Source organism: Aliihoeflea aestuarii (assembly GCF_024105665.1).
GTDB classification, from domain to species: domain Bacteria; phylum Pseudomonadota; class Alphaproteobacteria; order Rhizobiales; family Rhizobiaceae; genus Aliihoeflea; species Aliihoeflea aestuarii.
The window spans coordinates 44,383-57,415 of sequence record NZ_JAAAMK010000009.1 but is presented as its reverse complement, the minus strand read 5'-3'; the positions used below and the strand labels follow the sequence as shown (position 1 = coordinate 57,415).

At 62.3% G+C, this 13,033-nt stretch carries 12 protein-coding genes; 9 read left to right on the top strand and 3 right to left on the bottom strand.

All coding sequences use genetic code 11. The annotated features are described in order from the left end of the window. Positions 1–51 precede the first annotated feature (51 nt). Genes GTW25_RS16335 through GTW25_RS16325 form a run of 3 tightly spaced genes read right to left on the bottom strand, consistent with a single transcriptional unit; the run spans position 52 to position 2,920 of the window. Positions 52–1,032, bottom strand: a complete 981-nt coding sequence (locus GTW25_RS16335) for a C4-dicarboxylate TRAP transporter substrate-binding protein (RefSeq protein WP_252913282.1) — start codon at positions 1,030–1,032, stop codon at positions 52–54. Continuing rightward, positions 1,029–2,222 (bottom strand): AGE family epimerase/isomerase, encoded by a 1,194-nt coding sequence (locus GTW25_RS16330; protein ID WP_252913281.1) that lies wholly within the window; start codon positions 2,220–2,222, stop codon positions 1,029–1,031. Before GTW25_RS16330 ends, GTW25_RS16335 begins: the two co-directional genes overlap by 4 nt. After that, positions 2,219–2,920, bottom strand: a complete 702-nt coding sequence (locus tag GTW25_RS16325; protein WP_252913280.1) for a GntR family transcriptional regulator — start codon at positions 2,918–2,920, stop codon at positions 2,219–2,221. Before GTW25_RS16325 ends, GTW25_RS16330 begins: the two co-directional genes overlap by 4 nt. 126 nt (positions 2,921–3,046) lie before the next feature. On the opposite strand from GTW25_RS16325, the gene uxuA reads away from it, so the two are divergent. From uxuA to GTW25_RS16280, 9 genes are all read left to right on the top strand, one after another. Next, complete coding sequence (gene uxuA / locus GTW25_RS16320) at positions 3,047–4,264, top strand: mannonate dehydratase (protein ID WP_252913279.1); 1,218 nt, start codon at positions 3,047–3,049, stop codon at positions 4,262–4,264. Next, a complete protein-coding gene (locus tag GTW25_RS16315; RefSeq protein WP_252913278.1) occupies positions 4,264–5,733 on the top strand; it encodes a mannitol dehydrogenase family protein in 1,470 nt (489 codons plus the stop codon). The genes uxuA and GTW25_RS16315 overlap by 1 nt, the downstream gene beginning before the upstream one ends. Further along, positions 5,730–6,692: a sugar kinase gene (locus GTW25_RS16310; protein WP_252913277.1), complete on the top strand. Its 963-nt coding sequence runs from the start codon at positions 5,730–5,732 to the stop codon at positions 6,690–6,692. Before GTW25_RS16315 ends, GTW25_RS16310 begins: the two co-directional genes overlap by 4 nt. A gap of 74 nt (positions 6,693–6,766) precedes the next feature. Continuing rightward, on the top strand, positions 6,767–7,063 hold the full coding sequence (locus tag GTW25_RS16305; RefSeq protein WP_252913276.1) for an AbrB/MazE/SpoVT family DNA-binding domain-containing protein: 297 nt from the start codon (positions 6,767–6,769) through the stop codon (positions 7,061–7,063). After that, entirely contained in the window at positions 7,060–7,452 is a 393-nt protein-coding gene (locus GTW25_RS16300) for a type II toxin-antitoxin system VapC family toxin (protein ID WP_290128093.1), read from the top strand. Before GTW25_RS16305 ends, GTW25_RS16300 begins: the two co-directional genes overlap by 4 nt. A 270-nt stretch (positions 7,453–7,722) precedes the next feature. Next, positions 7,723–9,255: an ABC transporter substrate-binding protein gene (locus GTW25_RS16295; RefSeq protein WP_252913274.1), complete on the top strand. Its 1,533-nt coding sequence runs from the start codon at positions 7,723–7,725 to the stop codon at positions 9,253–9,255. A 56-nt stretch (positions 9,256–9,311) separates the two neighbouring features. After that, a complete protein-coding gene (locus tag GTW25_RS16290) occupies positions 9,312–10,229 on the top strand; it encodes an ABC transporter permease (protein ID WP_252913273.1) in 918 nt (305 codons plus the stop codon). Then, positions 10,226–11,134, top strand: coding sequence for an ABC transporter permease (locus GTW25_RS16285; RefSeq protein ID WP_252913272.1), 909 nt, complete (start codon positions 10,226–10,228; stop codon positions 11,132–11,134). The genes GTW25_RS16290 and GTW25_RS16285 overlap by 4 nt, the downstream gene beginning before the upstream one ends. Before the next feature lie 2 nt (positions 11,135–11,136). Beyond that, the gene (locus GTW25_RS16280; protein ID WP_252913271.1) at positions 11,137–13,029 is read left to right on the top strand and encodes a dipeptide ABC transporter ATP-binding protein; all 1,893 of its coding nucleotides are present in this window, start codon (positions 11,137–11,139) and stop codon (positions 13,027–13,029) included. Positions 13,030–13,033 lie beyond the last annotated feature (4 nt).

The following is a 13,033-nucleotide window of genomic DNA, read 5'->3' as shown; positions in this document are numbered from 1 at the left end:
GGTTCCAGGAAGACGAGGGCCGGCCCGAGAGCCGGCCCTCGTCGGAACGGATCAGTCGGCGCCGCCCGGCAGATAGGGTGCAAGCGCCTCACGCGCCTCGGCAAGGCCGGTGGCGGCATAGACGCCGTCCGTCGCCTCGCGGAACACGTCCACATCCACCTCGTTGAACGTGACGCCTGCCGCTTCCATCTCAGCCTGAACCTCCCCGAGGCGCTCGACCGTCATGCGCGTCGCCTCGTCACCGGCGCGCTGCAATTCCTCATCCACGATGGCGCGAATGTCTTCGGGCAGCGACTGCCACCAGGCCTCGGATGTCGCGAGGCCCGTAAACAACTGGATGTGGTTCGTGAACGCGACATTCTTCGCCACTTCATGCAGGCGAATGCCGTATGCGCCCGTCAATTGAGCTTCCGCACCGTCGATGGCGCCGAGTTGCAGGGCGGAATAGACCTCCGACCACGCCATCGGTGCAGGCGTCGCGCCCATCGCCTCGACAGTGGACACCCAGATCGGCGCGTCGATCGTGCGCACGCGAATTCCCGACAGGTCGGATGGCTGGTTGATCTCGCGATTGGTGAATGTCTGTCGCGTACCCTGGAACCAATTGTAGTTGAGCAAGCGCAGCGCGGAGCCTTCGGCCAGTTCCTCGACCCATTCGGCATAGACCGGCGAGTCGGTGATCGCGGCATATTCGGTGTAGTCGTTGACCAGGTAAGGTGCCGAAAGAATGCCGAGCGCGGGATGGAACGGCGCGAGACGTCCGGCGTCGACGAGCGCGGCGATCGGCGCGCCGTTGCGGATCTGCTCGAGCACGTCATTGTCCTCGCCGAGCTGTGACGACGGGTAGACCGTCACCTCTACCTGACCTTCCGTGCGCTCCTCGATGCGCTTTTCCGCTTCCATCATCGCGATCACGAGCGGGTCGGTGGTCGGCTGAGAAGACGACAGGTTCAAGGAATATTGTGCGGAAGCTGCACTCGCCGTGGCGAGAACGATGGCTGTGGACGCCAGAAGCCTGATGGTCGTGTTCATGATCTTTCCTCCTCAAGAATCGGTTTGGTTGCGGCCGCGACGGATGGCCGGGCCGCGTGGGGCCGAATGCCGGCGCGCTCCGCCTCCGTGACGAAGAGCGCGACGTGATAGACGAGACGCGTCAACGCCTCGGGCCAAAGCACCTTCCCTGTTCCGTTCACCCGGTTCACGAAAACCGGATGATCGGATGTAGTGAAGAAGCAGTTGAAGATGAGCGTTTCGATGCGCTCGGCACGGATGCGATGGGCGTCGTTGCCCGTGCGCAGATAAAGAGCGGAATGAAGCTTGCCGGCCTCGGTCAATGGCCAAAGCAGATGCGTATCCTCGACGATATGCCCGTCCGCGTCGAGCGCGTCGAAGGGCGCGCCGGCCAGCGGGCCGTCATTGCGAAGCGCGAAGCGATCGGCGAAGGCAAGCATGCGCGCGGCATCCTGCCGGGCGCTTTCATCGCCGCCAAGGTCTGCGAAACGGTGGAGCAACCACGCCCATTCATATTGGTGACCAGGCTCGCGCCTGGCGCCTGCTTCGCCAGTGGCAGGCGCAAGATCATGCCCGACGAATTCGCGTACCGCTCCGGTCGCCGGATCGATGAAGTGGCGGCGGACCAACGCGACAAGCGCCGAGGCGCGCGCGAGCCAATGATCTTCGCCGGTCATCTCGAACGCCTGAAGATAGGCTTCGAGCATGTGCATATGCGGGTTCTGTGCGCGCAAATCATCTGCGTTCGGGCCAGAACGCGCCATCGTGTCGTCTTCGAACAGAGAGCCGTCGCGGGCATCCGTCAGCACGCCATCTATGAAGGCGACGCACGCATCGATCCGCTCTTGCGGAACCGATTGCGGATCGGCCTTGCGCAACGTGACAAGCGCAAGAAGAGCGAATGACTGATCATAGCTGCGACGAAGGCTGGACGCTGTGCTGAGCCGATAGCCCCCGTTCTCGTCGCGCAAAGAACCGTCGAGAAAGACATAGGCATGTCGCGCGCCGTCAAGCAGCCGCGCATCGCCCGTCGCCATCGACAGATGCGCAAGGGCAAAAGCGGTGCGGGCATGGACGAGGCTGGTCCTCGGCTCGTCAGCCGCCACAGGGCGACCTTGAAGATCGAGCCGCTCGAAAAGCCCACCTGACGGGGCGCGCACCGCCTCCAGCCAGCGCGGCACGAAATCGAGAGCGAACGTGGAGGCGTTCATATGTTGGCCTCCTCGACACCTTCGAAAAAAGCCGGCTGCGCGGCGATGATCTGAGGCAGGTCGTCGATGATCTTGCGCAGATGTCCGCGCATGGCACGATCCGCGCCGGTGGCGCTGCCCGATGTGATGGCTTCCACGACCTCGCCATGTTGCGCGAGAAGCTCGCGCAGCGGAAACGCGTGGGCGCTCAGATGACGCACCCGGTCCATCTGCGTCTTCAAGGGCTGCAACACGTCCCAACTCGCCGCATGGCCCGCCTTCGTCGCCAGCATGCGATGAAAGGCTTCATCGAGAACGAGGAATCGCTGCGGATCGCCGCTTTCGACAGCCGCCTGCTGTTCGGTCAGATGCGCGCGAAGACGGCCGATGAAGGCGGCGTCGGCATGGTCGGCGAGGATGCGCACGATATCCGCCTCGACCGCCTCGCGCACGAAGCGGGCGGACATCACGGCCGGCACATGAATGCGGCTGACGAAGGTTCCGCGCTGGGGGCGAATTTCGACCAGCCCTTCTTCGGCGAGCTTTATGAAAGCCTCACGCACAGGCTGGCGACTGACGGCGTATTCACCCGCCATCTCGACTTCGGACAGACGGGTTCCTGGGAGCAGATCGCCGCGCACGACGCGCTCACGCAACAGCCGATAGAGCCGCGGCGCGACCGGCTGGCTGCGATCGGCATCTCGCAATGTCAAAGCCATGTTGGACATCGGCTGATGGTTCCTCCCTTCACCACAGATGAACCATACTACCATACTAGTCAACAGCTTTCGACGATGCTATTCGAAAGACCGATAGCGAATACGAAGCGGGGAGGAGCGTGTCCTATGCGGCAGACATGGCGCTGGTTCGGACCACACGACAAGGTGTCGGTAGACGACATGATGCAGGCGGGCGTGGAAGGCGTGGTCTCCGCGCTTCATCATGTGCCGACGGGTGCGCTCTGGACGCCGGATGAAATTGCAAAGCGCCAGAACGACGTCGCGAAGATGCAGGACGGAGCGCCGTCCGGCCTGGCATGGGAAGTGGTCGAAAGCCTCCCGGTTTCCGAGGATATCAAGCGCCAGACCGGCGACTGGCGCGCGCATATCGACGCCTGGCGTCAGTCCATGCGCAATCTGAAGAGCGCGGGCATCGAGACCATCTGCTACAATTTCATGCCTGTCCTGGACTGGACCCGCACGGATCTGGCGTATCGCCTTGACAATGGTGCGACATGCATGCGCTTCGACCTTCTGGATTTCGCCGTGTTCGACATCCATCTGCTCCAGCGCGCCGGCGCGCGTGACGACTATCGCGAAGACGTGCGCGAGGCGGCCGCCGAACGCTTTGCGGACATGCCGGATCTGCGGCGCAAGACATTGGTCGACAATGTGGTCTGCGGCTTGCCGGGCGCGGCCGAGAGCTTCACGCTCGAGGATGTCGGTGACCATCTGCAACGCTACGCCGCGATCGGCGAAGAGCGGCTGCGCGCCAATCTGATCGATTTCCTGTCGGAAGTGACACCGCTGGCACAGGAACTGGGCGTGCGCATCTGCTGCCACCCGGACGATCCGCCGTTCCCGCTGCTCGGCCTGCCGCGCGTCATGTCCACCGAGGCGCATTATCGAACCGCGCTCGATGCCGTCGATCTGCCCGCCAATGGGGTGACATTATGCTCCGGCTCGCTCGGCGCGCGCCCGGACAACGACTTGCCCGGCATGATGGAACGGCTCGGCGACAGAGTTCACTTTCTTCATCTGCGCAACGTCACGCGCGAAAGCTCCGATATCATGGGCAGCTTCCACGAAGCGGAGCATCTGGGCGGCGGCACGGATATGGTCGCCCTTTTGGCAGCCGTCGTGCGCGAAGAGGCCAAGCGTCGTAAAGCGGGCCGCGCGGATGTGTCGATCCCGTTCCGTCCCGATCATGGACAGGAGATTCTCGACGATCACCAGCGCGGTGCGCAGCCCGGATATCCGGCAATCGGCCGCCTGAAGGGTCTGGCCGAATTGCGCGGCATCATTACCGCACTCACCCACCACACCGAAGGGCTGCGCGTCTAATGGCCGTGCAACGTCTCAGCGCGCTTTGCGATGTCACCGGCCCGGCGCGGCGTCCGGCCTATGAGCCGGCTGATCACGGCACAGGCATCGTTCATCTCGGGCTCGGCGCGTTTCACCGGGCGCATCAGGCCGTCGCGACGGATGACGCGCTGGCCGCCCATGGCGGCAATTGGCGCATCGTGCCCGTCAGCCTGCGCAGCCGCGAAGCCAGCGAGGCGCTGAACGCGCAGAACGGCCTTTATACGCTTATCGAGCGCGGTCCCGGCGGGATCAGTGGTCGTGTCGTCGGTGCGATCTCTCACGGGATTGGAGCCGATCCGGCAGCCACGCTGAAAGCGTTGCGCGATCCGGCGATCCGCATCGTAACCTTGACGGTCACCGAGAAGGGTTACGGCATCGATCGGGCGACCCATGGGCCGGACTGGAACCACGACGCCGTCGCCGCCGACCGCAAGGCTCCCGATGCGCCGGTCGGCGTCCTCGGGCTGCTTACCGCCGCCATCAAGGCGCGGCGTGACGCAGGCTCCGTCCCCCTGACTATCCTTTCCTGCGACAACCTTCCCGAAAACGGGGCGCTGCTGCGCGCCGGCGTGGTCGGTTTCGCACGGGCTCTCGACGAAGATCTGGCGCGATTCATCGAGAGCGAGATCACTTTCCCGTCCTCGATGGTGGATCGAATCACGCCGGCCGCCACCGCGCAGACGCTGGCCGAAGCCGAGCGGCTTACCGGCTGTACCGATCTGGCCGCCATCGAAACCGAGCCGTTCACGCAATGGGTGATCGAGGATCGCTTCCCGAATGGCCGCCCGTATTGGGAAGCAGGCGGGGCGATCTTCGTCGAGAATGTCGCTCCTTATGAGCGCATGAAGCTCACCATGCTGAACGGCACGCATTCCATGCTGGCCTATGCGGGTTTTCTGTCGGGACATGCCTATGTTCGCGACGTGATGGGTGACCCGGTGCTGGCGGCTCTGGTCGAGCGGCACCTCAAGGCCGCCGCACTCGAAGTCGGCGATCTTCCCGGCATCGATCTGTCGGCCTATGCGGGCGACCTTGCCGAACGCTTCCGCAATCCGGCCATTGCCCATGCGACCTATCAGATCGCCATGGACGGGACCGAGAAACTGCCGCAGCGCATTTTCGCCCCCGCGCTTTGCGCATTGCGTGCAGGGCGCGATCTTTCCACCTACGCTTTTGCGACCGCGGCGTGGACGCGTTATGCACTGGGCACAGACGAGGCCGGCAACGCCTATTCCCTGCGCGATCCGAAGGAAAACCTGATTGTGGCGCGTCTTGCCGATGCCGAACGCAATGCAGGTTCGATCATGACCGCTCTTCTCGCCCTTCCGGGCTTTGCACCCCAGGAACTGACGGTGGACCCGAATTGGCGTGCGGCGGTGGAAAGCCGGCTCGCGGCGATGCTGACGCATGGGATGACCGAGGCCGTGCGACGCGAGGCGGCCGCGTGACGAACTCTCCTCGCCTGTTTCTGTCGATCGGCGAGCCGATGGTCGAACTCGGCCGAGCCGGGCAGCATGACGGCGATGAGGCACCGCTCTGGCGCATGGGCTATGCCGGCGACGTTCTCAACACGCTCTGGTACGCGCGGGCCTGCCTTCCCGCCGAAAGGGAAGAAAATGGCTGGCAGACCTCGCTGTTCACCCGCCTCGGCGTCGATCCGTTCTCCGACCGGCTGAAATCGTTTCTGAACGAGAACGGTATCGACACGACCTATGTCCAAACCGATTCGAAGCGCAGCGTCGGCCTCTACGCCATAGAGATTCTCGACGGCGGCGAGCGACGGTTTTCCTACTGGCGTTCGGACTCCGCCGCGAGGTTGCTCGCAGATGACGCCAATGCCCTTCACATCGCGGCAAAGGCCGCGGATGTCGTCTACGCTTCGGGCATCACGCTGGCGATCCTTCCCGAGGAAGGCCGGAAACGATTGATCGCGACGCTGGCCGAAGCCAGGGCGGACGGTCGGCTGGCAGTGTTCGACCCCAACATCCGTCCCGCTCTATGGGAAAGCGAGGACGCGTTGCGGTTCTGGCTTCGCGAAGGCGCGCGCGCGGCAAGCATCGGGCTGCCGAGTTTCGAGGACGAAGCTGTGCTGTTTGGCGATAGCAGCGTCCAGGAATGTGCCCGCCGCTGGCTCGACTGGGGGACCACCGAAGTCGCCGTTAAGAACGCGGGCGCGGCCATGGCGATAACTGCGGTGAATGCGCCCATCGAAACGCTGGAAGTCGAGCGCGTTGACGCGCTTGACACCACGGGTGCCGGCGATGCGTTCAATGGCGGCTATCTTTCTGCCCGCCTCATGGGTGCCGATCGCCGAGACGCGGCTGTTCGGGGACACCTGCTGGCTGCAACGGTCGTGCGTCATCGCGGAGCGCTTATACCGATGCGGTACGTCGCCGCTGAAGCTTAGCAGGGAATTGCTTGGCAAACTGACGTTGAAGGCCCATATTTGCGTCAATGACCCATATCATGGAGATTGACCCAATGCGCTATGCAGTTCCCTTGCAGGAAAATGGGCGCATGATCCTGCCCATTGATATCCGACGAGCCCTGAACCTGAAAAAAGGGGATAAGGTCATCATTGAAACCGAAGGTGATCGCGTTGAGCTGACAACAGCTCAACGGGAGCGGCAGCGTGCGAAGACGATGTTCCGTAAGTTCGTTCCGGCCGGCGAGCCTATCGTCGATGAAGTCATCGCCGATAGACGGGATGAGGCGCTGCGCGATGAAGCTGAATTCGATACATCCGCACAGAACTCTTCTCGCGGCTTGAAGCGATGAGCGAATGTGTCATCGATACCTCAGCGGTAATGGCATACCTGAACGACGAAGCCGGTGCCGATCTTGCCGAAGAATGGCTCGAAAAAGGGGCGGCTATCTCTGCCCTTTGCGTGCAGGAGACGATTACCAACCTTGTTCGCCGCAATGTGGATCGGGATTCCGCCCTGGAGATGATCGAAGCGCTTGGTCTCGAGGTTCATATCCTCGACCTCGATCTGGCGGTCGACGCTGGCACGCTTATTGCGCTCACGCGGTCGAAAGGGCTGAGCCATGGGGACAGGGCCTGCCTTGCTCTGGCACGGCAGCTTCAGCGACCAGCTCTGACCGCAGACACCGCCTGGGCGGATATTGCCGAAGATGTCGGCGTCGACGTCCTGCTGATCCGCTAAGAGTAGCTTTTCCAAAGCGATAGCATTGATCCGACGATTTCCCTGAATCGATCCAGGCATCGGATGCCGGACGCTGTGAGATTTGCTTTCAGCATTCTCGCTGGGCGATAAACCATTGGTATCGCTACAAAGTCGCGCTTCAAACGGGAGCCCACCACACCGAACTTCCCGTCAATGTTCGACAAATTCGAACATTGACGTCGAAGTCTCGACTTTTCGAAAGTCGCGCGCTTTGCCAAGTTTGCAGTATGAATGGCAGGGAGGAGCCAAATGCAATTCATCAAAGTCGCGCTCGTCGGCGCAATCTTCACCGCGCCCGCACTCGGCCCAGTCATTGCAGGGAAAGCCGATAACACGCTTCGCGCAGCGTTCACTGAGGAAATCCTCGAACTCGACTATAATTACACGACCAAGCGCGAATACATCATCATTTCGGATCTCATCGATGAGAACCTTTTCGACGTCGATCCGGAAACCAACGAGTTCCGGCCCGCCATCGCGACCGATTACGAGTATGTCGATGCGCTGACGATCGACGTCAATCTGCGCGACGACGTCACCTTTCACAACGGTCAGCCGCTCACGGCGAACGATGTCGCCTATACCTATAACTGGATCATCGATCCCGACAGCCAGAGCCATCCCGGTCCCAGCCACGCCACATGGCTGGATTCGGTCGAGGTGATCGACGATCACACAGTCCGCTTCCATCTGCTGCACGATTACCCGCTTGCCATACGGGATCTTTCGACCCGTGTAAGCATTCGACCGGAAAACACCTATCACGTCGACGGCGAGCCGGTCCGTAATGCAGCCGCACGCGAACCTGTCGGCCTTGGTCCCTATCGCGTCGCCCGGTTCCAGCCGGGGCAGCAATTGGTGCTCGAGCGTTTCGGGGACTATTACGCCGACAGTCCCAAGGGCGACATTCCGATCGAGAACATCGTCATCCGTACGATTCCCGACATCGGCACCCAGCAGGCCGAGCTCATGAGCGGCGGCATAGACTGGATGTACAACGTGCCGCTGGACGTTGCGCAGAGCGTGGCCGGCCTGCCGATGGTCGAGCATCTGTCCGGGCCGGACCTTCGTGTATCCTTCGTCGTCCTCGACGCGGCGGGGCATACCGACCCCGACGGCCCTTTGACCAACCGTCTCGTGCGGCAGGCGATGAACCATGCCGTCAACAAGCCGGACATCGCCGAATATCTCGTCGGCGGATCGGCGGAGGCGATTTCGACGGCATGCCATCCCGCTCAGTTCGGCTGCGACACGACCATTCCGTCCTACGATTACGACCCCGATCGCGCCCGCGAAATGCTGGCCGAAGCCGGGTATCCCAATGGCTTCCCGCTCGATCTGTGGGCCTATCGCGAACGTCCGATGGCAGAAGCGGTGGCCGCAGACCTTCAGAATATCGGCATCGACGTCAACCTGCGCTATGTGCAGCTTGCTTCGCTCGACCAGGCGCGCGCCAGTCGGGACATTCCGGCCTATATCGGCACCTGGGGTTCGGGCGGCACCGCCGACACGGCCATGATCGCCAACGTGCATTTCAATGCCACGACCGATCGCAACCTGACCGGCAACGAGGGACTGACGGAACTCGTCCTGGCGGCGGAAGCCACCAGCGATCAGGACGAGCGGCTTCGTCTTTACTCGGAGGCGCTGACCATCATCGGCGAAGAAGCCTATTGGCTACCCCTCGTCAGCTATTCGATCAACTATCTGGTCAATCCGGAACTCGACTTCCCGCTCTACCCGGACGGCCTGCCTCGCTTCTACGCCGCCGGCTGGAAGTAGATCTTACCGTGCGTCCCGAGGCGGCATGCGCGCCGGCTCGGGCAGGGGGCTGACCAATGCTCAAATACATCCTTCAGCGAAGTGCTCTCGCGCTCGCCGTGGCCTTCGTGGTGTCGTTCGCCACGTTCATGCTGCTCAACTATTCCGTCGATCCGGCCACGGCGATGGCCGGCGAAGATGCGACGCCGGAGGTGATCGAGCAGATCCGGCAGGCCTATGGGTTCGATCGACCCGTCATGGTCCGCTATCTGGAGTGGCTGAGCGGCGTTGTTCGCGGCGATTTCGGCGAAAGCTATTACTGGAACACGACGGTCGCCGCTCTTGTGCTCGACCGGGCGCCGGTCACCATCACGCTCGCTTTGTCCGCTCTTCTGGTCACCATCGTGATTGCCGTGCCTCTGGGGGCATTTGCAGCATTGCGTCCCAATTCCTGGATCGATCGTTTCGCTTTGACATTCGCCGTTTCGGCGCAGGCGATACCCAATTTCTGGCTTGGCCTGATGCTGATCATCCTGCTCGGCGTGATGTTCCCCGTCCTTCCGATTTCCGGCGACAGCACATGGCAGCACTTCGTCATGCCGGCCTTCGTTCTGGGCGCAAGCTCGGTTCCGGCAGTGATGCGCCTGACCAGAACGGGCCTCATCGAAGTTATGGAATCCGACTATATCCGCACCGCAAAAGCCAAGGGCTATCGCGGCTACGCGCTCTTGCATCGTCATGCGATGCGCAATGCCATTCTTCCCGTCGTCAGCGTCCTTGCGGTGCAACTGGGACAGAAATTCGGCGGCTCCGTCATCACCGAGACCGTGTTCGCCATCAACGGACTTGGCCGCCTGGCGCTCCAGTCGATCCTTGGATCGGACATCCCGACGGTTCAGATGCTGATCTTCATCTTCGCCCTGACCTTCGTGCTGATGAACCTTCTGGCCGACCTTCTCAATGCGGCGCTCGATCCCAGGATTCGTATTTCATGAGCATCACATCGTCGTCCCACACCATTGCCTCGAACGAAGCGGGCGCGCCCTCGCCGCGGTCGCTCATGGTCCAGCGTGCGCGCGGGCATCTCGGCTTCATCGCCGGAGCGGCAATCGTCCTGACGCTGATACTTGTTGCGCTGTTCGCGCCTCTGTTGGCACCTCACGATCCGTTTGCGCAGTCTCTCGCGAACCGGCTTCTGCCGCCCGTCTGGGAGGACGGGGGACGCTGGGAGTACCTGCTGGGCACCGACCAGGTCGGCCGCGACTATCTCAGCCGTCTCATCTACGGCGCTCGCGTGTCGCTGATGATCGGCTTCGGCGCCGCCATGATCGGCATGGTCATCGGTGTCGCGCTGGGCATCTGCGCCGGCTATTTCGGCGGCTGGGTCGACCACGTCGTCAGCTTCTTCCTGACGGCGCAACTGGCGTTGCCGGGTATTCTTCTTGCAATGGCGCTGGTCTTCATCATCGGCCCGTCATTGTGGGTCGTGATCGGCATCATCGGCGTCCTACATTGGACCTATTTCCTTGTCGTCACAAGGTCTGCGACCCAGAGATTGAAATCGCAGGATTTCGTGGCTGCGGCGAGCGCCATGGGCGCCAGCAGATGGCAAATCCTGCGCACCGAAATCCTGCCCAACCTGACGAACCAGATCATCGTCATCTTCACTTTCGAACTGGGCATCTCCATCCTTGCCGAGTCCGCCCTGTCATTTCTGGGCGTCGGCATCCAGCCGCCCACGCCTTCCTGGGGCCTCATGATCGCGGAGGGCAAGCAAGCGCTTTTCTTCCGTCCGTGGCTGGTGATCCTGCCGGGCGCATTCCTCTTTCTGCTGGTGATCGGCGCCAATCTTCTGGGCGACGGGTTGCGCGACGTCACTTCGCCCGAAGGGAGGAATTGAACATGAGCGAGGCGAGAACGATCCTGTCCGTCGAAGATCTCGAAGTGATCCTCGACACGCCCGCCGGTCAGCTCAAGGCCGTTCGTGGAACCAGTTTCGATCTGAAGGCCGGTGAAGCAATCGGGATTGTGGGCGAGTCCGGATCAGGCAAGTCGATGACGGCGCTGGCCCTGATGAGGTTGTTGCCGCGCATCGCCCGAACACGCGCCGGTTCGATCACCCTGGACGATCGATCGCTCGTCGCTTTAAGCGACGGCGAGTTTGCGCGGTCGATTTCGGGCCGGAAGATTTCCATGATTTTCCAGGAACCGATGACATCCCTGAACCCCGTCTACACGATCGGAAGGCAGATGACGGAGACGGTCGTCCGCTTCTCCGGGCTGTCGCGCAGCGCAGCGCGCAAGCGCGCGATCGAACTGCTGGATCGGGTTCGCATTCCCGACCCGGCCGGCCGCATGCACCAATATCCGCATCAGCTCTCGGGTGGTCAGCGGCAGCGCGTGATGATCGCGATGGCTTTGATGAGCGAGCCGGAACTGATCGTCGCCGACGAACCCACCACCGCGCTGGATGTCACGGTTCAGGCGCAGATCATGGAATTGCTGGCCGAGCTTCGGCGCGAATTCGGAATGGCCATGATGCTGATCACCCACGATCTGGCCGTCGTCGCCGCAACCGTCGACAAGGTGGCCGTGATGTATGGGGGCGAAGTGGTCGAGAGCGGGCCATGCCGTGACATTTTGACGGAACCACGGCATCCCTATACGCGGGGCCTCCTGGCGTGCGTTCCGAAAATGGATCACGCCCCGACCCGCCTCGGCGCGATACCGGGTATCGTGCCGGCGCTGCTGGGCAACGTCGATTATTGCGTATTCTCCTCGCGCTGCGCTCAGGTGCGCCCGCAATGCCGGACCGCCAAACCACCTGTGCGGGACGATGGGCACCGCAGCTACAAATGTATCCTGTCGACCGCTGAGATAAATGCCCTGCCGGCCGCTCAGCCCGATGAGGCTATCCGCGCATCAAAGATCGAACGCGGCGGGCAGCCCCTGCTGGAGGCACGCAATGTGCATAAGGTCTATCAGGTCAAGAGAGGGCTTTTCAGCCGCCGCACGGCATTGCATGCGCTGGATGACGTGTCGTTCGCGATCCATCCCGGAGAGACTTTCGCTTTGGTGGGCGAGTCCGGGTCCGGAAAGTCCACGCTGGCCCGCATCCTCTTGGGGCTTGAGACCGCCGACAAGGGCGAAGCGCGGCTGAGCGGCCGGATCGTCAGCCGTGTCGACCCGCGTGAGCGCGCCCGCCTGATGCAGCCGATCTTTCAGGATCCGTACTCGTCCCTGAACCCAAGACACACGATCGCAAGGATCATCGCGCGACCACTTGAAATCCACGATATCGGCGACGCGACGTCCAGACGGAAGGCGGTTGCCTCCGTCATGGAGCGCGTCGGCCTGCCCGAGCGTGTGATGAACAATTATCCCAGCCAGATGTCGGGTGGACAGAGGCAACGCGTTGCGATTGCGCGTGCCCTGATCATGAAGCCTGCCCTTCTGGTCTGCGACGAGCCGACGTCGGCGCTGGATGTTTCCGTCCAGGCGCAGATCCTCAATCTGATGACGGATTTGCAGCGAGATCTCGGCCTCACCTACCTTCTGATCACGCACAACATCGCGGTCGTTCATCAGGTCGCCACCCGCGTGGCCGTCATGAACAAGGGCCAGATCGTCGAGGTCGGCGAGGTCGATCAGGTGCTGCGCCGGCCCCGGCACGACTACACGCGATTGCTGCTGTCCTCCGTACCGGAATTCGACAATTCCCCTTTTCAGGTCGAGCCGCTGCATAGTGGTTCGCGCGAACGCTCCACCGTTGGTGGAAGAGTAGGCCCATCGTGAATAT